21 protein-coding genes and 1 pseudogene are annotated in these 19,100 nt (G+C 72.3%); 13 read left to right on the forward strand and 9 right to left on the reverse strand.

The window, feature by feature from the left end; translation table 11 throughout:
- Positions 1-106: 106 nt before the first annotated feature.
- Positions 107-337 carry a DUF397 domain-containing protein gene (locus tag ACFY2B_RS31755; protein ID WP_376533710.1) on the reverse strand — a complete coding sequence of 77 codons (231 nt, stop codon included), beginning with the start codon at positions 335-337 and terminating at the stop codon, positions 107-109.
- A 201-nt stretch (positions 338-538) separates the two neighbouring features.
- On the opposite strand from ACFY2B_RS31755, the gene ACFY2B_RS31760 reads away from it, so the two are divergent.
- The 4 genes from ACFY2B_RS31760 (at position 539) to ACFY2B_RS31775 (ending at position 3,707) form a co-directional block, all read left to right on the forward strand.
- Entirely contained in the window at positions 539-1,090 is a 552-nt protein-coding gene (locus tag ACFY2B_RS31760) for a hypothetical protein (protein WP_390766513.1), read from the forward strand.
- A 125-nt stretch (positions 1,091-1,215) separates the two neighbouring features.
- Positions 1,216-2,982: an ABC transporter ATP-binding protein gene (locus tag ACFY2B_RS31765; protein ID WP_390766514.1), complete on the forward strand. Its 1,767-nt coding sequence runs from the start codon at positions 1,216-1,218 to the stop codon at positions 2,980-2,982.
- 113 nt (positions 2,983-3,095) lie between these two features.
- Positions 3,096-3,332 (forward strand): DUF5133 domain-containing protein, encoded by a 237-nt coding sequence (locus ACFY2B_RS31770; RefSeq protein WP_390766515.1) that lies wholly within the window; start codon positions 3,096-3,098, stop codon positions 3,330-3,332.
- A 156-nt stretch (positions 3,333-3,488) separates the two neighbouring features.
- Positions 3,489-3,707 (forward strand): hypothetical protein, encoded by a 219-nt coding sequence (locus ACFY2B_RS31775; protein WP_390766516.1) that lies wholly within the window; start codon positions 3,489-3,491, stop codon positions 3,705-3,707.
- Between the two features lie 68 nt (positions 3,708-3,775).
- Here ACFY2B_RS31775 and tgmB read toward each other — a convergent pair whose 3' ends face one another.
- The 4 genes from tgmB to ACFY2B_RS31795 form a co-directional block, all read right to left on the reverse strand.
- Positions 3,776-4,756: an ATP-grasp ribosomal peptide maturase gene (gene tgmB, locus ACFY2B_RS31780; RefSeq protein ID WP_390766517.1), complete on the reverse strand. Its 981-nt coding sequence runs from the start codon at positions 4,754-4,756 to the stop codon at positions 3,776-3,778.
- A 15-nt stretch (positions 4,757-4,771) separates the two neighbouring features.
- Positions 4,772-4,963, reverse strand: coding sequence for a putative ATP-grasp-modified RiPP (tgmA, locus tag ACFY2B_RS31785; protein ID WP_390766518.1), 192 nt, complete (start codon positions 4,961-4,963; stop codon positions 4,772-4,774).
- A gap of 193 nt (positions 4,964-5,156) precedes the next feature.
- Positions 5,157-6,023 (reverse strand): fructosamine kinase family protein, encoded by an 867-nt coding sequence (locus ACFY2B_RS31790; RefSeq protein WP_390766519.1) that lies wholly within the window; start codon positions 6,021-6,023, stop codon positions 5,157-5,159.
- A gap of 23 nt (positions 6,024-6,046) precedes the next feature.
- Positions 6,047-6,520, reverse strand: a complete 474-nt coding sequence (locus ACFY2B_RS31795) for a hypothetical protein (RefSeq protein WP_390766520.1) — start codon at positions 6,518-6,520, stop codon at positions 6,047-6,049.
- 137 nt (positions 6,521-6,657) lie between these two features.
- Here ACFY2B_RS31795 and ACFY2B_RS31800 point away from each other — a divergent pair.
- Positions 6,658-7,231: pseudogene (locus tag ACFY2B_RS31800) on the forward strand (alpha/beta fold hydrolase); the annotation flags it as partial.
- Here the strand turns inward: ACFY2B_RS31800 and ACFY2B_RS31805 are convergent.
- On the reverse strand, positions 7,218-7,949 hold the full coding sequence (locus ACFY2B_RS31805; RefSeq protein ID WP_390766521.1) for an ATP-binding protein: 732 nt from the start codon (positions 7,947-7,949) through the stop codon (positions 7,218-7,220). The pseudogene ACFY2B_RS31800 and the gene ACFY2B_RS31805 sit on opposite strands and share 14 nt — an antisense overlap.
- Before the next feature lie 323 nt (positions 7,950-8,272).
- Between ACFY2B_RS31805 and ACFY2B_RS31810 the strand changes: the two genes are divergently transcribed.
- From ACFY2B_RS31810 to ACFY2B_RS31820, 3 genes are all read left to right on the forward strand, one after another.
- Positions 8,273-9,148, forward strand: coding sequence for a helix-turn-helix domain-containing protein (locus ACFY2B_RS31810; protein ID WP_390766522.1), 876 nt, complete (start codon positions 8,273-8,275; stop codon positions 9,146-9,148).
- A gap of 25 nt (positions 9,149-9,173) precedes the next feature.
- Positions 9,174-9,386 carry a DUF397 domain-containing protein gene (locus ACFY2B_RS31815; RefSeq protein ID WP_389021184.1) on the forward strand — a complete coding sequence of 71 codons (213 nt, stop codon included), beginning with the start codon at positions 9,174-9,176 and terminating at the stop codon, positions 9,384-9,386.
- A gap of 67 nt (positions 9,387-9,453) precedes the next feature.
- Complete coding sequence (locus tag ACFY2B_RS31820; protein ID WP_390766523.1) at positions 9,454-10,269, forward strand: SAM-dependent methyltransferase; 816 nt, start codon at positions 9,454-9,456, stop codon at positions 10,267-10,269.
- Positions 10,270-10,392: 123 nt separating this feature from the next.
- Here ACFY2B_RS31820 and ACFY2B_RS31825 read toward each other — a convergent pair whose 3' ends face one another.
- Positions 10,393-11,577, reverse strand: coding sequence for a PP2C family protein-serine/threonine phosphatase (locus ACFY2B_RS31825; protein ID WP_390766524.1), 1,185 nt, complete (start codon positions 11,575-11,577; stop codon positions 10,393-10,395).
- Between the two features lie 235 nt (positions 11,578-11,812).
- Between ACFY2B_RS31825 and ACFY2B_RS31830 the strand changes: the two genes are divergently transcribed.
- The 3 genes from ACFY2B_RS31830 (at position 11,813) to ACFY2B_RS31840 (ending at position 15,982) form a co-directional block, all read left to right on the forward strand.
- Positions 11,813-14,077 carry a heavy metal translocating P-type ATPase gene (locus ACFY2B_RS31830; protein ID WP_390766525.1) on the forward strand — a complete coding sequence of 755 codons (2,265 nt, stop codon included), beginning with the start codon at positions 11,813-11,815 and terminating at the stop codon, positions 14,075-14,077.
- 499 nt (positions 14,078-14,576) lie between these two features.
- A complete protein-coding gene (locus ACFY2B_RS31835) occupies positions 14,577-15,236 on the forward strand; it encodes a hypothetical protein (RefSeq protein WP_390766526.1) in 660 nt (219 codons plus the stop codon).
- 290 nt (positions 15,237-15,526) lie between these two features.
- A complete protein-coding gene (locus tag ACFY2B_RS31840) occupies positions 15,527-15,982 on the forward strand; it encodes a tellurite resistance TerB family protein (protein WP_390766588.1) in 456 nt (151 codons plus the stop codon).
- A gap of 75 nt (positions 15,983-16,057) precedes the next feature.
- Here ACFY2B_RS31840 and ACFY2B_RS31845 read toward each other — a convergent pair whose 3' ends face one another.
- The gene (locus tag ACFY2B_RS31845) at positions 16,058-16,999 is read right to left on the reverse strand and encodes a M56 family metallopeptidase (RefSeq protein ID WP_390766527.1); all 942 of its coding nucleotides are present in this window, start codon (positions 16,997-16,999) and stop codon (positions 16,058-16,060) included.
- A gap of 5 nt (positions 17,000-17,004) precedes the next feature.
- The gene (locus tag ACFY2B_RS31850; RefSeq protein WP_390766528.1) at positions 17,005-17,388 is read right to left on the reverse strand and encodes a BlaI/MecI/CopY family transcriptional regulator; all 384 of its coding nucleotides are present in this window, start codon (positions 17,386-17,388) and stop codon (positions 17,005-17,007) included.
- A gap of 334 nt (positions 17,389-17,722) precedes the next feature.
- Between ACFY2B_RS31850 and ACFY2B_RS31855 the strand changes: the two genes are divergently transcribed.
- A complete protein-coding gene (locus ACFY2B_RS31855) occupies positions 17,723-18,298 on the forward strand; it encodes a TerD family protein (protein ID WP_390766529.1) in 576 nt (191 codons plus the stop codon).
- Positions 18,299-18,394: 96 nt separating this feature from the next.
- Positions 18,395-19,069: a hypothetical protein gene (locus ACFY2B_RS31860; protein WP_390766530.1), complete on the forward strand. Its 675-nt coding sequence runs from the start codon at positions 18,395-18,397 to the stop codon at positions 19,067-19,069.
- The last annotated feature ends 31 nt before the right edge of the window (positions 19,070-19,100 follow it).

Raw genomic sequence — 19,100 nt, forward strand, 5'->3', positions numbered from 1 at the left:
CAGACCGTCGGCGAAGACCGCCACAGTAACGCAGCGGCGCACCGTGGCCCATGTCCACGACATATGTGGGACGTCCGGTTCCGCGGCGGTGCGCCGCCGGGAGCGCCTACAGCAGGTGGTCGAACTCGCCGTCCTTCGCGCCCGCCAGGAAGGCCGCCATCTCCGCGGGTGTGTAGACGAGCGCGGGCCCGTCGGGGTCGCGGGAGTTGCGGACCGCGACGTCCCCGTCGGGCAGCGCCGCGAACTCCACGCAGTTGCCCTCGGCATTGCTGTGCCTGCTCTTGATCCACCGGGCGTCCAGCGAACTGGCGCGCACCCCGTTCGGCACCGATGACACCACAGCCTCCTTGCGTGTTCGCATCCCGCGGCGGGGCCGGCGGCCCGGGCCACGAGGGCGCCGGGAAAGGTTCCCTGTCTCCTACCCACTTTTCGTGCAATTTCCCGTGCAATTGCATCCAGGCGTTGTTGACGTGGATAATAACTAGGACGTCAACCCCCTTGCCCTCGTTGTCGTACGACTGTTGATCAGGGAGATGTGGTGTCCTCGCCTGCGCCCCGGACCGACCCCTCCAGCCCCTGGCGGACCGACCCCGCGCCACCACCACCGCGGGCGGCCGGAGCCGCGCCGCTGACGACCCTCCGCGAAGTGCCCTGGCACGAGATCAAGGACTCCACCGGGTCCGCCGCTGGCATCCCGGCACTGCTGCACACCATCGCCCGCGGCGACCACGACCGGGCCCGACAGGCCCTCGGCCACCTGCGGGAACGAATCTGCCAGTACGGCTTCGTGGTGGAGCAGGCGACGGCCGCCACCGTGCCCTTCCTGTGGGAACTGGCCCAACTGCCGTACGTCGCCTGCCGCGCCCAGATCATCGAACTCCTCGGCAGCATCGCGGCGGCCCGGCAGTGGGAGGACACCGCGGCCGTCTACCCCAAGCTGCTCAACCACCCGGAGAACCACGTGGTCTGGGAGCGCGAGGCCCGGGAGGCGGTGCGCGCCCGCAGGGGCCTCATCCGCCACCTGGCGCCGGGCGGCAGCCCCGAGATAGCCCGGGCCGCCCGGGAACTCGCCCGCACCCTGGGGGAGTAGCCGCCCCGCCCGCCGTGTCCGGCCCGTGGAGCACTGGGTCCCCGCGGGCGGATCGACGTAGGCTCCCGGCAGATGGGTAGAGAGCGCTTGCCCACCAACCGGTCACTGGGGAGGAAACACCGTCGATGGCCTCGTCGCTGGAGAGACCGCTCGACCACCGCTACCGCGACGAACACCCGCTGCGCACACTGGCCTACCTGCTGCGCGCCGACCGCGGCAGGCTGGCCGTGGCCGTGCTCGTGTTCATCGTCAAGCACAGCCCGGTCTGGCTGCTGCCACTGATCACCGCGTCCATCATCGACACCGTCGTACAACACCAGCCGATCGCTCGCCTGTGGTTCAGCACCGGCGCCATCCTGCTGATCCTGCTGCTCAACTATCCGCTGCACCTGCTCTACGTCCGTCTGCTCTACGGAAGCGTCCGCCGCATGGGCACCACCCTGCGCTCGGCGCTGTGCACCCGCATGCAGCAGCTCTCCATCGGCTACCACTCCCGGGTCAGCGCCGGCGTGCTGCAGGCCAAGGTCGTGCGGGACGTGGAGACCATGGAACAGATGGTGCAGCAGACCGCGGAGACCGGACTCGGGGCGCTGACCGTACTGGTCGGCGGACTGGCCATCATCGCCCTCCGCACACCCGAGTTCGTCCCCGTCTTCCTGGTCGTCGTGCCGGTCGCCTCGCTGCTGGTCGCCCGGCTGCGATCCCGGCTGCGCTCGCACAACGAGCGGTTCCGGCACGAGGTGGAGACCCTGTCGACGCGGGTGACCGAGATGGCCCGTCTCATCCCGGTCACCCGCGCCCACGGACTGGAGAACAAGGCGCTGCACCGCATGGACGGCACGCTCAGCCGCCTGCTGACCTCCGGCATGCGGCTCGACCTGGTCAACGGCCGGTTCGGCTCGCTCGCCTGGGTCGTCCTCAACGCCGTCGGCGTGCTCGTGCTGGCCAGCGCCGCGCTGATCTCCTACTACGGTTTCTGGGGGGTCTCGGCCGGCGACGTCGTCATGCTGAGCGCGTTCCTGACCACCCTGACGAACTCCACCACGACGCTTGCCGCGCTCGCCCCCGTCCTCACCAAGGGGCTCGAATCGGTGCGCTCCGTCGGCGAGGTGCTCCAGGCCCCCGAACTGGAGGACAACGAGGGTAAGAAGCGGGTCACCGCGGTGCGCGGCGCGGTCACGTTCCAGAACGTCGGCTACGCCTACGACGACGGGCGGCCCGCCGTACAGGACTTCGACCTCGCCGTGGCGCCCGGCGAGACGATCGCCCTCGTCGGGGCGTCCGGTGCCGGCAAGTCCACCGTCCTCAACCTCGTCATCGGCTTCATCCGGCCGACCTCGGGCCGGCTGCTGCTCGACGGGCAGGACATGAACGGCCTCGACCTGCGCACCTACCGGAAGTTCGTGTCGGTCGTGCCCCAGGAGTCCATCCTGTTCGAGGGCACGGTCCGGGAGAACGTCGCCTACGGCATGGACGACGTCGACGAGGAGACGGTGCGCACCGCGCTGCGCGACGCCAACGCGCTGGAGTTCGTCGAGCGCATGCCCCGCGGCCTCGACACCATGGTCGGCGAGCGCGGTGCCCGGCTCTCCGGAGGCCAGCGTCAGCGGCTCGTCATCGCCCGTGCGCTGATCAGGGACCCCCGGGTGCTGGTCCTGGACGAGGCGACCTCGGCGCTGGACACCCAGTCCGAGGCCCTGGTCCAGCAGGCTCTCGCGCGGCTGCTGCACGGCCGTACCACCTTCGTGGTGGCGCACCGCCTGTCCACCGTGCGCGGCGCCGACCGGATCGTGGTGATGGGGAGCGGCGCGATACGGGAGATCGGTGGGCACGAGGAACTTCTGCACCGGGGCGGTGCCTACGCCGCGCTGCACCGCGGACAGGTCGCCTGACCGTGCGGGGAGGGGGCGGGAGGGGGTGATGTGCGTCCCGGGAAGCCGCGAAGAGGAATGAACTCCGGTTTCCCGGGCATACGCAGCGCATAAAACGAGAAAGGGGCATTCACGTGCCGGTCCTGGACCCCATGGTCGTCAGACAGCTGCTGACCCGCTACGCCTCGTTGCGGATCGCCCAGGCGGAACGGCCGACACCGTCGGCGGCGCGCGAACTGGCGGACGTGAGTCGCAGCCTGTGCGCGGCGACGGGCACCGCGCACGTCCGCGAGGCCATCGCCCGAGCCGATGCCCTGCTCTCCCGGGCCCGCCGGGACGGCGACGAGAGCGGACTTCCGCTCGCCGGATGACGGCAGCGGCAGCCGTCGGCGCCGCCCCACGTCGCACCGCAGTCAAGAACTGTGGTGTCAAGCACTGTCCGGAACTCCCACCTCGTCCGTCATGGTTCCTTAAACTCGTCGTCTGTGCCCATGTCCATGGGCCGGGCTCGAAAGGCGCTTTGACGGGTGTTCCAGGATTCCCCCATCTACGACCGGCTCGTCGCGGAACGCGGCGACGTACCCGCAGGAGTGCGGAGAGAGGCCGACCGCCTGCGCAGGGAGGTGGAAGCGGTCATACCGCCGCCACGGTCGCCGGGGGTGCCCGGCGGCCTGCCGGCGGTGCCCCCGAGCCGGCCCGGACAGTGGCAGCGGGTGCAGCAGTTGCCGGGCACCGGGGCGCCCTGAGCCCCGGAGAGGGCGCGGCGGGAGCCCGGACCGCCGCGGCGGGGCGGGGCCGTGCGTGGCGTGGGCCGTCACCGGGCCGGACCGGTCTCGCCGGCCGGTCGGCGCGGTTCGCCGGGCGGGCTCGCCAGCCACTGCGCGATGGCCCGGGCGATGGGCTGGTCGGTGTCCATCTCGACGAAGCCGAACTGGCCCGACTGGTTGCACTCCAGGAACCACCAGACGCCCTCCGTGTCCTCGGCGAAGTCGAACGCCCCGTAGGCGAGTCCGGCCTCCCGCAGATAGGTGTGGACGGCCGTCGCGACCGGTGGCCTCACCGCCGCCGGGGCCCACGGGGACAAGGACGGAGCGAACCTGACGTCCACGTCGTCCGGGTCGGCGTCCGGCTCGACCGCCTTGCGGGCGGCGAACAGCCGGTCGCCGACGGCGGTCAGCCGGATGTCGGCCCGCTTCGGCACCCGCCGCTGCAACAGGGTCGGACCGAACGCGACGGCCGAGAAGTCGGTGTCCGGCGCGACCCTGCTGGTCGGCACCGCCCGCGGCGGTTCCTGGGGGTGCGTGCCGGAGACGGGTTTGACCACGAGGTCCGGGAAGCGTTCCGAGAACTCGCGGGCGGCCTGCGGGAACGTCGTGATCAGGGTGGCGGGCACGGGCAGCCCGCTGCGTTGGGCGAGCCTCAGCTGCCACGGCTTGTGGCGGGCCCGCCGGGCGGCATCCGGATGGTTCATCCAGTGTGCGTCGGTGCAGCGCAGCATGCCGTACAGCGCCTGGGACGCCTCCTCGGTCAGCCAGGCGGACGGCTGGGCGGCCCGGGCGGCCGGTGCGCCCGGTCTGCGTACCCAGACGGAGCGCAGACCGCTCATGCTCACCAGACGGCCCGCGACGGACAGATGGCCGTGGCTGACGCCCTGCACGTACTCGGCGGACAGGGCGACCCGGCTGGGGAGATCCGCTGGATCGAGACGCACGACGGGCACGCCGGCCTCGTTGAGCCGGAGGACCACCATGTCCGCCGTGACGTCCTCTTCACTGGTCAGGATGAGCACGGTCATCGTGGGGGCTCGTGGTCAGTCGTCGAAGTGCGTCTTGGAGCCGGCGGTGGAGGTCGTGGTCCCCAGCGCTCTGAGTGTCGCGTGGTCGGTCGCGGCGATCCGGCCATCGGGGAGCACGTTCAACTGCAGTCCGGAGTCGTACATGTACTCATGGGTGACTTCCAACTGCACTGCCGGTCGGGCGTAGTTGAGCGTGAACGGTTGCATGGTCTCTCCCTGTTTCGGCTTCCATGCACTTATACGATTCGAACGCCTGGTTGGTTTCCTTACTCTCCGTAATCTCAGTCCTAATTAAGGACGTATTAAGGAAGTAACGGAGTCTTGTTCCACTGGTGGCCCGAAGAACGCACATCCGTCCGGCACATGACGACAAGGGGGAGCCTTCCCCGTGCGAACCGGGTCAGGCAGTCAGGATCCGCCGGGCCTCCGCGACGGCCTGCTCGGCGTAGCCGCGGCCGAACAGCACCGCGTGGACGAGTAGCGGGAACAGTTGGTGCAGTCCGACACGGTCGCGCCAGCCCTGTGCCAGGGGCCTGGTCTCCTGGTAGCCGTCGAGCACCCGGTCCAGGTGGGGGCAGCCGAACAGCCGGAGCATCGCCAGGTCGGTCTCGCGGTGCCCGCCGTGCGCGGCCGGATCGATGAGCCGGACGCGGCCGTCGGTCCCCCACAGCACATTGCCGGCCCACAGGTCGCCGTGCAGCCGGGCCGGTGGTTCGGCGGGGCCCGCCAGCCGCGGCAGTCGTTCGCAGACCCGCTCCAGCAGGCCGGCCTCCTCCCGGCCGATGGTGCCGTCGTCGACGGCGTGTCGCAAGTAGGGGAGCATCCGGTGCTCGGCGTACCAGGCCGGCCAGCCGGCGCCGGGGACGTTGCGCATCGGAGCCGGGCCGATGTACGCGTCCCTGGGGCCGTCGGGCGGCGCGGAACCGAAGGCGGGCGCGCCGGCGGCGTGCAGGCCGGCCAGCTCACGGCCGAACCGGACCGCGGCGTCCGCGTCGGGCCGCCCGGTGGGAACCCGGTCGACCACCAGCCACCGCGCGTCCTGGCCCCGGACGGCCGGTACCCGGACCGTGCCCGCGGCGGCCAGCCAGCGCAGCCCGGCCGCCTCGGCCGCGGTGGCACCCGGCGCGTGTCCGCGTTTGACCACCACGACCGGCCCGCCGTCGAGGGTGACCTCGCTCAGCGCCGCGGACAGCGGACGCTCGCCGCTCGCCGGTCGCCCGGTGAGCCGGGACGCCGCCGCCCCCGCTCCCTCGCCGCTCAGCACCATGCACTCCAGCGTATCCCCGGTGATCAGCTGCCCCAGGTTCCCTGGTCGACGGCGCAGTTCCAGCCGTTTCCCGACAGGGTGAACCTCGTCTTGTGCGTACGGGTGTCGAGCAGACGCGTGCGGACCGTGACGTCGAGGCTCGCCATTTTCTTCAGCGTCGCCGTGTGGACCGGCACCGACTTCGGCGTCTGGTGGCCGATCTTGCCGCCGTTGGCTTTCGCCGAACCGAACCGCACGTGCTTGGCCTTCGTGACGGTGAAAGCGACCTTCTTGAAGCTTTTCGTGGTGCGCTTGTTCTTGATCCCGAAATACCGGCCGCCGCCGGTCACCCGGCCGTGCGTGTCGACGGAGAAACGGGACGGATGCGCGACGGCGAGCGGGCAGTCGGAACTCTGGGCGGTGGGCTGCGCGGAGGCGGCCTGGGACAGGCCGAGTTGAGCGGCGGTGAGGAGTCCGGTCGTGGTCAGGACCGTGACGTCCGTACGGATGCGGTTCACGCGGTCTTACCTCCCCCTGTGGCCTCGACGGGCCGACAAAAAATTGTTAGCACGTGTTCGCGCACAGCAGGACGCGGAGAACGGCATTCCGCGCATCGGTGACAGAATCCGAACAAATGCGAGCCAGTCCGTGACCTGGACCGCTCGTGCTCCTCGTGCACGGATTCCCAGATTCCTGGATTCCCGGAGTCCTGGTACTCCCGGCGCCGTCGGCTGACCGTGCCGACGGCCGCCGGATACCGGGTCGTGGTCATCGACGTACGCGGCCACGGCCGCTCCGCCAAGCCCGCCGGGACCGGTGCCCACCGGATGCTCGAACTGGTGCCGGACGACGGCGCCGTGGTGGAGGCGCTGGGCGAGCGGTCCGGGGTGATCGGGGGACACGACCGGGGCGCCACCGTCGCCGCGACCTCGGCCCTGGTCAGGCCCCCCGTCCGTGCGGCGGAGTTCGAGCGCACCGGTCTGACCGGCGCGCTGAACCGCTGCCGCACCATGGACCGGACCGCCCCCGGCGGTGCGGGCGCGGGGGACGGGACGCGGGTTTCGGTGAGGGGGTCACGCGTGCGCGGCGCCCCCGACCGGGCCCGGTTTGGGACGCGCGCCCGTCCAGGACGGGTCGGCCGCGTGCAGACGTGCCGTGCGGTGGATCGGGATCGCCGCGGGGGCAACCGGGTGGGCGGCGCGCCTCAGGTCCCGGTCAGGGCTGGGTGAACCATGGTCCATGGGGCAGACGTCCTTCGGCCGAGTGGGGGATGGACCGATCGGGGTGCGGGGCCGACGGAGCGCCGGTGTCCGGGGCCGTGGTCAGCTCGGCCCACACGACGCGTCCGGAGCGGCGGGCGTCGGCGACACCCCAGTCACAGCTGAGTGCTTCGACGAGGAGCAGTCCGCGTCCGTTCTGGTCGTCCGGGTCGGGCCGCCGGGGCGTCGGCAGCGCGGCGGCACGGTTCTGGTCCTCGACCTCTATGCGGAGCCGGCCCGCGGTACTGCGCAGCCGGCAGGCGATCCGCTCGCTGGCCGAATGGTTGACCGCGTTGGTGACCAGCTCGGACGTGACGATGACGGCGTTGTCCAGGACGTCGTCGCCGGTACCCCACCCGGTCAGCAGTTCGCGTACGGCCCTGCGGGCCGCGCCGACCGATTCCGGGGTCGCGGGCAGGTCGAACGCGTGCAGACGGCCGGGTGGCTGAGCCCCGGAGGCGAGAGGGTCGGGACCGTCGGGCCCGGGGAGTCGACCGGCGTGCTCGCCTCCGGGTGGTCTGGTGGAGCCCGCCGACCGGGTCGAGCAGCACGAGCGGTCCGCTCCGTGCGAGCCGGCGAATTTCTCGCTGCCCGGCACCAGGCCGGGGCGCCAGTTCCCCGGCGGCCCGTCGGGGGATCGGTCGTCGGAGAGTCGGTCCAGCGGCTGGGGGAAGGAGGGCGGAGTCATCGCCGTACGCCTTTCGTCCGGCCTCGCAAAGTGGGGGGTGTCGGTCTCACCTCGGCCGGCCGCGCACGACGAACAGGCGGCAACCCGGGCCCGAGGGCGCACGGGTGCAGCCCGAAGTCCCCCAACTGGGCTGTCTTGCCTGCTCTTTCGTAGAGCCGGGTCGGTACGCCCACTCTGGCATCTGCCAACATCCGTTCGCAACCAGCAAGTTGAAATTTTCAGGTGGCCACGTGCATGCTGCATACGTCAACGGATGACCGGACGAGGGGCCTTGATCGACCGCGTGAGACTGTGAACCAGGAACCTGGTGTGAGGGGGTAGGCGTGGCCGCGGAGACCGACTGGGGTGGCGTCCCTTCCGTCCTGCGCATGATCCTTGGCAGGCAACTGGAGGAACTGCGCGTCCGGGCCGGTCTGACGTACGACCAGGCGGGCGCGGCCATCGGGGTCAGCCACTCCACCATCCGCCGGATGGAGGCCGCCAAGGTGGCCCGATTGCGGCTGGCCGACGCCGAGAAACTGCTCCAGGTCTACGGCGTGACGGACCCGGCGGAGGTGGCCACCTTCCTGCAGTCCGCGCGCGAGGCCAACAAGCGCGGCTGGTGGCACACGTACCGCGACGTCATGCCGGACTGGTTCGCCGCGTATCTGAGCCTGGAGCAGGCCGCACTGCAGATCCGCGTCTACGAGAACGAATTCGTCCACGGGCTGCTGCAGACACCGGAGTACGCGCGCGCCCTGCTGACCGCCGGCAACCCGCACGCCCCGGCGGAGGCCACGGAGCGGCGGGTCGCGCTGCGCCTGCGGCGCCAGGAACTCCTCACGCGCGAGGCGCCGCCGCGGCTGTGGGTCGTGATGGACGAGACGGTGCTGCGCTGGCCGGTCGGTGGATCCCCGGTGATGCGCGCGCAGATCGACCACCTGATCGAGGTCAACCGGTTGCCGCAGGTGACCGTGCAGATCATGCCGTTCGCCAGTGGCCCGCATCCCGCCATGCGGGCCGGTGCCTACCACCTCTTCCGGTTCCGGGCCCGTGAACTCCCGGACGTCGTCTACCTCAACGGCCTGGTGGGCGCGGTCTACCTGGACAAGAGCGACGACGTCGTGGTGTACCGCGAGGCCCTGGACCGGTTGGGCGCCCAGGCGGCGCCCGCCAGGAAGACCGAATCCGTCCTCGGTGCGATACGGAAGGAGTTCTGACGTGTGCGATCCCATACACAACGGCATGCCGTCCCGTGAACTCGGCACGTGTGGCTGGTCCAAGCCGTGGAGCGACGACGCCGGCGGCGCCTGCGTGGAAGTGAAGCGGCTCGCCGACGGGCGCGTCGCCGTACGCCAGTCGACCGATCCCGACGGCCCGGCGCTGGTCTTCACCCCGCGGGAGGTGACCAGCTTCCTGACCGGTGTGAAGGCGGGTGCCGCCGACTTCCTCCTGTGAACCGCCCTGTTATCGCTGTTGTTCCACCGACCCCTCTGCATTCCCGACTCGAATGGGAGACACGGCGTTGCCCGACAACGGATGGCCGGCCGACCGCATCGACACCGAGAACGCCCACTCCGCGCGGATCTACGACTACATACTGGGCGGCAAGGACTACTACCCCGCGGACAAGGAGGCGGGCGACGCCATGTCCCGGGAGTGGCCCGCCCTGCCCGTCCACATGCGCGCCAACCGGGACTGGATGAACCGGGCCGTGCGCTGGCTCGCCGAGGAGGCGGGCATGCGCCAGTTCCTGGACGTCGGCACCGGCATCCCGACCTCGCCGAACCTCCACGAGATCGCCCAGGCGGTGTCCCCTCGGGCACGGGTCGTCTACGTGGACAACGACCCCATCGTGCTCACCCTCTCCCAGGGCCTGCTGGCCAGCACGCCCGAGGGCAGGACGGCGTACATCGAGGCCGACTTCCGCGACCCGGCCGCCATCCTGGACGCCCCGGAGCTGCGCGAGACGCTCGACCTCGGCAGGCCGGTGGCGCTCACGGTGATCGCCATCGTCCACTTCATGCTCGACGAGGACGACGCGGTCGCCGTCGTGCGCCGTCTCCTGGAGTCGCTGCCCTCCGGCAGCTACCTGGCGATGTCCATCGGCACCGCCGAGTTCGCGCCCGAGGAGGTGGGCCGGGTCGCCCGCGAGTACGCGGCCCGCAACATGCCGATGCGGCTGCGCACCATCGACGAGGCAAACGAGTTCTTCGACGGCCTCGACCTGGTCGGGCCGGGCGTCGTCCAGGTCCATAAGTGGCACCCGGACGGCACGGGCGAGAAGGACATCCGCGACGAGGACATCGCGATGTACGGAGCGGTGGCCCGCAAGCCGTGAACCCCGGGGCCGGGGCACCGCCGGGACCCGGCGGCGCCCCGGCCCCGTTCCCGGCATGCCTTTCCGTCCGTCCCTTCGCCGGCTCCCGGGTGCGCCCGCCCACGTCCCGGTGCGCCGGTCCGGTCATCCGGTGGGGGAGCCGGGCCGGACGCCGAGGCGCAGCGCGTCCGCGCCGATGATCCGCCCGTGGTGCCGTCCGTGCTCGGCGGAGGTGCGGTGCAGGGCGACCAGCGCGGCGTCGTCGTTGAGGAGCCCGCCGGTATGGGCGACCAGATCCCGCCGGACCCGCTGGACGAGGGTCTCGGGCGGCGCGTCGGTCCACCGGGCGATGCGCTCGGCCAGCGGGTAGAACCGGCCGTCGGCGTCGCGGGCCTCGATGACGCCGTCCGTGTAGAGCAGCAGCGTGTCGCCCGGCTCGAAGGGGACCTCGTCCAGCACCCGCTCGCCCGGCTCGGTGGGCTGGACCCCCAAGGGGGGAGAGGGGTGCAGGGTCGGCACGGTGAGCGTGCGGCCCTGGCTGACGAGCAGCGGCGGCGGGTGGCCGCAGGACGCCAGCCGGACGATCGGATGGTCGTCGGGGATCTCCACCAGCAGGGCGGTCGCGAAGCGCTCGCCGGCCTCCTCGGGCGGCTCGAAGTCGGCGGCGTAGCGCTGCACGCTCTGCTCCAGGGCTTCGGCCAGGTCCGTCAGCACGGGGCGCCGGGGCGCCGCCTCGCGGAACGCCCCCAGCAGAGTGGCCGCCTCGCCGACCGCGGGCAGCCCCTTGCCGCGCACGTCCCCGATCAGGACCCGTACGCCGTCGAAGGCCCGGGTCGCCGCGTACAGGTCGCCGCCGATCTGGGCCTCGTCCTCGGCGGCCAGGTACAGGGAGGCGATCCGTACGAACCCCAGCTGCTCCGGCAGCGGCCACATCAGGACGTGCTGGGCGGCCTCGGCCACCGAACGGATCCGGGCGAGCTGGTCGCGCTTGCGGTCCCGGACCGCGCAGTAGAGCACGACCAGCACGGACAGCACCGAGAGGGTGATGATCTGCACGATGTTGTTGGCGGCGGACAGCCCGCCGTGCACGGCACCGATGAGGGTCTGCGCCGCCACGGCCAGCACCCCGACCGCCCCCGTGGTCCGCGGGCCGGCGAAGGACGCGGTGAGCGCCGGGGCGATGACCAGGGCGGGACCCAGGTGGATGTCGTCGGTGAACTGGGTGTCCACCACCGTGATCGCGGCGATGAGCGCGAACGGAAGCAGCAGCAGTACCTGACTCGACTGCCACGCCTGCCCGAGACCCGCCACGTCCTGCCGGTCACTCATGACATCAAGCCTGCCCCACCCCCGGGCGGTCGGCCATCCTGTGCCGGGCGAAAGGATCTGCCGGAGCCTGGGCCGCCCGGGCGAGGGCCCGGCAGCACCCGTGGATACCCCACAGGAGTACAAAAAAATCTCCCTCACCCTTGCGTCATATACCGGGTAGGGGTATAAGTGGAGTCATGGAGATACCCCTGAGGGGTATAGTGATCGTGGATACGGTCCGTGAGGAGGAGCAGACATGACCACCACCGCTTCCGATGCTGCCGAGGTCGAACTCGCCATCGGCGGCATGACCTGCGCCTCGTGCGCCGCGCGGATCGAGAAGAAACTCAACCGCATGGACGGAGTGCGGGCCACCGTCAACTATGCGACCGAGAAGGCCAAGGTCGCCTTCGACGACGGTGTCGCCGTGGCGGACCTCATCGCCACCGTCGAGGCCACGGGGTACACGGCTCAGGAGCCGACCCCCGAACCCGTCCGGGACGCCTCGGCCGGTTCCCCGGCCGACCGTCCGGACGACGAGCTGCGCACCCTGCGGCAGCGGCTGACCACCGCCGTGGTCCTCGCCGTGCCGGTGATCCTCATGGCGATGGTCCCGGCGTTGCAGTTCGAGTACTGGCAGTGGCTGTCCCTCACCCTGGCGGCGCCGGTCGTGACCTACGCGGCCTGGCCCTTCCACCGTGCCGCCTGGACCAACGCCCGGCACGGCGCCTCCACCATGGACACCCTGATCTCGGTCGGTGTGTCGGCCGCCTTCCTGTGGTCCCTGTGGGCACTGTTCCTCGGCACGGCGGGGACGCCCGGCATGACGCACCCCTTCGAGCTGACCATCGCCCGCACCGACGGAGCCGGGAACATCTACCTGGAGGCCGCCGCCGGCGTGACGGCCTTCATCCTGGCCGGACGGTACTTCGAGGCCCGGTCCAAGCGGAAGGCAGGCGCCGCGCTCAAGGCACTGCTGGAACTCGGCGCCAAGGAGGTCACCGTCCTCCGCGACGGCCGGGAACGCCCGCTCCCGATAGGGGAGTTGAAGGTCGGCGACCGCTTCGTCGTACGGCCCGGCGAGAAGATCGCCACCGACGGTACCGTCGTCGAGGGCTCGTCCGCGGTGGACGCGTCCATGCTCACCGGCGAGTCCGTCCCGGTCGAGGTGGGCGTCGGGGACGGCGTCACCGGGGCCACGCTGAACGCGGGGGGACGCCTCGTCGTGGAGGCCACCCGGGTGGGCGCCGACACCCAGCTCGCCCGCATGGCCCGGCTCGTCGAGGACGCCCAGAACGGCAAGGCGGCCGCGCAGCGGCTCGCCGACCGGATCTCCGGCGTCTTCGTCCCCGTGGTGATCGCCCTGGCCCTGGCCACCTTCGGCTTCTGGCTGGGCAACGGCGCCGGACTCACCGCCGCCTTCACCGCCGCGGTCGCCGTCCTGATCATCGCCTGCCCGTGCGCCCTGGGGCTCGCCACCCCGACGGCACTGCTGGTGGGAACCGGCCGAGGCGCACAGCTCGGCATCCTCATCAAGGGACCCGAGGTGCTGGAGAGCACCCGCAGGGCCGACACCGTCGTCCTCGACAAGACCGGCACCGTCACCACCGGCCGGATGACCCTGCTCGCCGTGCACCCCGCCGAGGGCACCGACGAACCGGAGGTGCTGCGCCTCGCCGGCGCCCTGGAGCACGCGTCCGAGCACCCCGTGGCACAGGCCGTCGCGGCCACCGCGGCGGACCGGGTCGGACCGCTGCCCGTACCGGAGGACTTCGCCAACGTCCCGGGGCGCGGAGTGCAGGGCGTCGTCGACGGGCATGCCGTCCTGGTCGGCCGCGAGCAGCTGCTCGCCGACTGGGCCATGTCCCTGCCGGAGGAACTGGCGCGGGCGAAGGCCGCCGCCGAGACCGCGGGTCGTACGGCCGTCGTGGTCGCCTGGGACGGGGAGGCCCGCGCGGTCCTTGAAGTCGCTGACGCGGTCAAGGAGACGAGCCCGGAGGCCGTACGGCGACTGCGCGACCTCGGACTCACCCCGATCCTGCTCACCGGGGACAACCGCGCCGTGGCCGAGGCCGTCGCCGCGGAGGTGGGCATCGCACCGGAGCACGTCTTCGCGGAGGTGCTGCCGCAGGACAAGGTGGACGTCGTCAAGCGCCTGCAGGGCGAAGGCCGTTCGGTCGCGATGGTCGGCGACGGGGTCAACGACGCCGCGGCGCTGGCCCAGGCCGACCTGGGCCTGGCCATGGGCACCGGGACCGACGCCGCGATCGAGGCGGGCGACCTGACGCTCGTCCGCGGGGACCTGCGCGTCGCCGCCGACGCCATCCGGCTCGCCCGCAGGACGCTCGGCGTCATCCGGTCCAACCTGTTCTGGGCCTTCGCCTACAACGTGGCGGCCCTGCCGCTCGCCGCGGCCGGGCTGCTGAACCCGATGATCGCCGGTGCGGCGATGGCCTTCTCCTCGGCCTTCGTGGTCGGCAACAGCCTCCGGCTGCGCCGCTTCCGGGCCACCGCCGGCTGACCGGTCCGGCCGGCCGGAGCCACGGGGCGTCCGCCCTGCCCACGCCGTACCGTTCGGCGCCGGCGGGGCGGAGGCCCCGTGGCTCCCTCGTTTCCACGGGCAGCCGGCAGGGCCCGTTCGCCGGCGGACGGAAGCTCGCGGGCCGGGGGCAGCGGAGCCACCGGGCCCCGGGCGGCGAGGTGCGACCCGTCCGTGCCCGGCGGCACGTTCGTGTACATCCCCGGTCGCGAAGGTGACGCGCACCGCGGCACCTGCTCGCGCGCACGGCGACGGCGTCCCTGCTGGGCACGGCCGCTCCGCCGTCCGCTTCCGCCCGCCTCGCCTCTCGCGGATCACGCAAGTGGCACGCTGCCCCGTCCGTCCGACGTGCGGATCCCCGGACGAGTCTTTAAAGGTTGCGCAATTCGGGAACCATTAGACTCGCCATTCCTCAACCGCCGTATGGTGCGGCAGCCGAGCATGCCGTGAGCGCCGCCGGCTTTCACTCTTCGGGGGACACATGTCGGATCCCGCGCTGTCGGGTACGGAGATCGGTGTCGTGTTCGAGCGGGTGCTCTCGCAGGCCCTGGGCTCCACGCAGATCGTGGACGCGCTGAAGCGCCCCGGCGCGACGCTCGACCGGGAGCGGCTGCGAGCCCGGGCGGCGAAGGCACGTACGGCCATCACCGCCGCGGCGGCCGTCGAGTACCAGGACTACCTCGTCGCGAGATCGGCGGACGCGGGACGGGGCGGGCCACCGGAGGCCGCGGGCCTCGCGGCGCCGTCGGTGAGCCGCACGGGCGGGCTGCTGGCCCTGTTCGCCGTGGCCGTACCGGGCCTGTCGGCCGTGGCCGCCGCCGTCTTCCTGATGTCCGGCTACGCCCTGCGTGTCGTCGGCGGCCGTCCTTACGTCGGCGACGGCCTGATCACGGTCGGCCTCCTCGCCGCCGCGGTGGCCGCCGGGGCGGCGATCGGCGACCTGGTCTGGATGCTGGCGACGGCGGCGCGCAACCATCCCGCCGGCGAGCCCGGCAGCGCCCTGGCCGACACCGGTCCGGAGGTGGCCGCGGCGCGGGCGGCGTGGGAACTCGCCCTGCTGGAGCGGGGGATGGTGCCGTTCCTGCTCGGCCGCATCGAGGAGGCGCGCATGCGGGAACGGGGCGATCACGCCGTGCGTTGAGTGCCCGCCGCACGGGCCGTGCCGCGCTGCCGTACGGGCGGTACGGCGTCGTCGTCCGGCCGGTACCGGCCGTGGGTGTTGCTGCCGTACGGGCCGCGCAGGTACCGGCCGTGCCCCGCGAGGCGTCGCCGGATCGCATCGGCCGCCTCGCTCGACCCGCCCCCGGCGAGGCGGAGGCGGGCGCCGGGCCGGACACCGGCCCTGCTATCTTCTACAGCACTGTAGAGGGAAGTTGGCTGCCGGTCCGCCTTGAGGCGTGGCGCGGCGGCCCCGGAGCGAGGGAAGCCGACATGGCCCTGTGGGACCGCATCAAGGACTCGGCGTCGCAGATGCAGACTCAGCTGGTGGCGAAGAAGAACGACCTGAAAAGCGGTGCGTTCCGGGACGCGAGCACGGCGATGTGCGCGCTCGTCGCCGCCGCCGACGGGACCATCGACCCGAGCGAGCGGCAGCGGGTCGCCCAGCTGATCGCCACCAACGAGGTGCTGCAGAACTTCCCGGCGGACGACCTGCGGCGCCGTTTCGAGGAGAACCTGGGCAAGCTGACCGCCGACTTCGACTTCGGCAAGGTCAGCGTGCTCCAGGAGATCGCCAAGGCGAAGAAGAAGCCCGCCGAGGCCCGGGCCGTGATCCAGATCGGCATCGTCATCGGCGGCGCCGACGGCGACTTCGACGCCACCGAGCGAGCCGTGGTCCGGGACGCCTGTTTCGCGCTGGACCTGCCGCCCCACGAGTTCGACCTGTGAGCGAGCCCCCTGTGGGCCGGACCGCGTCGCGGGGGCGAGGGACCGCGGCCCGCCCGCCGCGTCACCGGGACCGGATCACAGGGGTGTGGCCGCGTGCAGGAGCAGCAGCAGCGTGAAGGCCGAGTTGGCCGAGAACATCGCCGACAGCAGGGCTCCGGTCGCGGCGGTCCACAGGGCCAGGCCCACGGCGGTGAAGACGGGCGGCCAGGCGCGCCCGGCCGGTGCCGGCCCGAGCAGGGCCGCCACCCGGCGGGGGAGCGGCCCCGGCGAAGCGAACGCGGCGAACGCGGCGAACGGGGAGGCGGGCGTGGAGCGCGAGACGAGCGCCGCCTTGCCGATCGCCCGGGCGACCACCCGGCGGCTGCCGACGGCCTGGGCCGCCGCCTCGTCGGCCCAGCGCTCCGTCGTATAGGCCACGGCGCTCCGCAGCGGCCACAGGAACGGGTTGGCGCAGGCGGCCAGCCGGACCAGCAGCAGATGGCGGTGGTGCCGGGCCGTGAGATGGGTGCGCTCATGGGCGAACAGGGCCCGGCGTTCCGGCGGGGCGAGGTGGCCGAGCATGCCCGTCGAGACCACGACGCGGTCACGCGGGCCGCCCGGCAGCGCGTAGGCGTACGACTCGGTGGTGGGCAGCACCGCCACCTCCGTACGGGGCAGCCCGGCCAGGGCGCGGTGGGCGCGGCGCCGCAGCCAGTGGTGGCGCAGCAGCGTGCGCAGACCGCCGCCGAGCACCGCGAGCAGCGCGGGGATCGCGGCCTTGCCGACGATCTCGTGGCGCGGCACGCTCTCCCGCACCTCGGAGTCCGACCAGGCGTCCGGCAGCGGATTGCCGGGCAGCTGTGCGGTGCCGACCACCATCAGCAGCGCCAGGCACACCGTGCTGCACAGGGCCATGACCGAGGAGACACCGGTCAGCAGCAGTGTCGCGGTCCGGGGATGGAGACGGTGTTCGGCCAGGCGGGCGATCGGCCACGCGGTCAACGGCAGCAGCAACGGGAGGAAGACGAAGATCCCCATGGTGGTCAGTCCTCGTCGTCGGCCTGGTCCAGCAGCTCGCGCAGCAGCTGCTCGTCGTCCTGCGGCAGCGTGGTGACGAAGCTGGCCAGCACCGCCTTGCGGTCCCGTTCGCCGTCCAGGACCCGGTGCATCCTCAGCGCGGCGAGACCGGCCTCGTCCGCGGCGGGCAGCCACACGAACGAGCGGCCTTCACGCCGGCGTGTGACGGCGTCCTTGGCCAGCAACCGGGCCAGCACCGTCATCACGGTGGTGTAGGCGAGGCCGGCGGCCAGTCGGTCCTGCACCCAGCCGGCGGTCACCGGGCCCCCTGCCTCGTGGAGCGCCGCGAGCACCTGTGTCTCCAGTGCGCCCTGTGCCCGGCGCGGCCGGGTCGGATCCGGCTTCGCCACGTGCCCTCTCCCTTCTGCTCCCCCGCTGCCCGGCCTCTCCGGCCGACGGCGTCACATCGTATAGAGCCGGCGTACGGGGCCGGACCGCAGCGGTGGTCTGTCACCCCAGGGGCGTTTGGACCGGAGCCCGCCGGGAGCGCGGCGGCGCGGATCGCTGCCGCCGAAGGCCCGGGCCGGCTCCCGCCCTCCGGCCGCCCGCGGCTGTGCGGCGACCGCCTGGCGCATTCGATGAGGTCCGCACGCGCCGTCTCCACGATTACTTCTACAGTGTTGTAGATTCTAGTTCGGGTCCCGACACGGACCCGAACCGACCGTGCGTGTGGAGGAATGGAACATGGGTGTTTCCCTGGCCAAGGGCGGCAATGTCTCGCTGAGCAAGGAGGCGCCGGGCCTGAGCGCGGTGCTCGTGGGGCTGGGCTGGGACGTACGGACCACCACCGGGGCCGACTTCGACCTGGACGCGTCCGCGCTGCTGCTGAACTCCTCCGGCAAGGTCGTCTCGAACCAGCACTTCGTCTTCTACAACAACCTCAAGAGCCCGGAGGGTTCGGTGGAGCACACCGGCGACAACCTCACCGGCGAGGGAGAGGGCGACGACGAGTCCATCAAGGTCGATCTGGCCACCGTTCCCGTCGAGATCGAGCGGATCGTCTTCCCGGTCTCGATCCACGACGCCGAGTCGCGGGGCCAGAGCTTCGGCCAGGTCCGCAACGCCTTCATCCGCGTGGTGAACCAGGCGGGCGGCGCCGAGATCGCGCGCTACGACCTGTCCGAGGACGCCTCGACGGAGACGGCGATGGTCTTCGGCGAGCTGTACCGGGGCGGTGCCGAGTGGAAGTTCCGCGCGGTCGGGCAGGGATACGCCGCGGGCCTCGCGGGCATCGCCGCCGACTTCGGAGTCGATGTCTGAGCCGCCGGCGCACATCACAGACCCGTGTGAGGGCCGCGCCCCCGGCCCTCATACGCCTGTGCGGCCGGCGGGCCCGGGCGCCGGCCGGAGCGGAGCGTGAACGACCGGCCGTCGGGCCTGTGCCCGGCGGACCGGGCGGACTTCGCGCAGGTGGTCCTGGCGGCCCTGGACACCGCGGAGATCCGCGGCGCCCTGAGCACCGATCCCACCGGCAGGGCCGCGCTGCGGCTGCGGACCTGGGCGCTGGCGGCGGAGACGGAGATCGCCGCGGCCGTCCCCGACGAATACGGCGCCCATGTGGCAGCCCGGGCGCCCACCGACGGCGTCCGGACGGCTCCGCCCGCGCGTAACCGGCCCACCGGCCGGGATCTCCGGTTGCCGCCCGCCGCGCTGATGCCCCTGATCTCCGCCCTCTCCGCAGCCGTCCTGCTGCTCATCGGCTACGGGCTGCGCCTCGCCGGTGCGGCGACCCGGTTCGCAGGCTCGGTCCGCACGGCGGGCTGGACGCTGGCGGTGGTCGCGCTGGCCGGCGCGGGGATCGGCCTGTCGGCGCTGTCCCGGACGGTCCCGCGCACGGACGGCGGGCCGGACACGCGGAGCGCGCCCGGGACACCGCCCCGGCGGAGTGCGCCGGGGCAACCGGCCGGACCGGGCGGGTCCGGGGCGGCGGCGGACGCGGAGCGGGCCCGGCAGGCATGGCGGCAGGCACTCCTGGACCGTGGCGTCCTGCCGCATCTGCGGCGCCGGCTGCCCGAATCCCTCACCCCCTAGGCACCGAACACCCCCACGACAGAAAGAGAGA

This window comes from Streptomyces sp. NPDC001270, assembly GCF_042896695.1.
Lineage (GTDB): Bacteria > Actinomycetota > Actinomycetes > Streptomycetales > Streptomycetaceae > Streptomyces.

Coding starts and splice junctions, on each gene's coding strand:
- ACFY2B_RS31765 (WP_390766514.1), top strand. CDS start 1,216: ATGGCCTCGTCGCTGGAGAGACCGCTCGACCACCGCTACCGCGACGAA.
- tgmB (WP_390766517.1), bottom strand. CDS start 4,756: ATGACCGTGCTCATCCTGACCAGTGAAGAGGACGTCACGGCGGACATG.
- tgmA (WP_390766518.1), bottom strand. CDS start 4,963: ATGCAACCGTTCACGCTCAACTACGCCCGACCGGCAGTGCAGTTGGAA.
- ACFY2B_RS31790 (WP_390766519.1), bottom strand. CDS start 6,023: ATGGTGCTGAGCGGCGAGGGAGCGGGGGCGGCGGCGTCCCGGCTCACC.
- ACFY2B_RS31805 (WP_390766521.1), bottom strand. CDS start 7,949: ATGACTCCGCCCTCCTTCCCCCAGCCGCTGGACCGACTCTCCGACGAC.
- ACFY2B_RS31815 (WP_389021184.1), top strand. CDS start 9,174: ATGCCGTCCCGTGAACTCGGCACGTGTGGCTGGTCCAAGCCGTGGAGC.
- ACFY2B_RS31825 (WP_390766524.1), bottom strand. CDS start 11,577: ATGAGTGACCGGCAGGACGTGGCGGGTCTCGGGCAGGCGTGGCAGTCG.
- ACFY2B_RS31830 (WP_390766525.1), top strand. CDS start 11,813: ATGACCACCACCGCTTCCGATGCTGCCGAGGTCGAACTCGCCATCGGC.
- ACFY2B_RS31835 (WP_390766526.1), top strand. CDS start 14,577: ATGTCGGATCCCGCGCTGTCGGGTACGGAGATCGGTGTCGTGTTCGAG.
- ACFY2B_RS31840 (WP_390766588.1), top strand. CDS start 15,527: ATGGCCCTGTGGGACCGCATCAAGGACTCGGCGTCGCAGATGCAGACT.
- ACFY2B_RS31845 (WP_390766527.1), bottom strand. CDS start 16,999: ATGGGGATCTTCGTCTTCCTCCCGTTGCTGCTGCCGTTGACCGCGTGG.
- ACFY2B_RS31855 (WP_390766529.1), top strand. CDS start 17,723: ATGGGTGTTTCCCTGGCCAAGGGCGGCAATGTCTCGCTGAGCAAGGAG.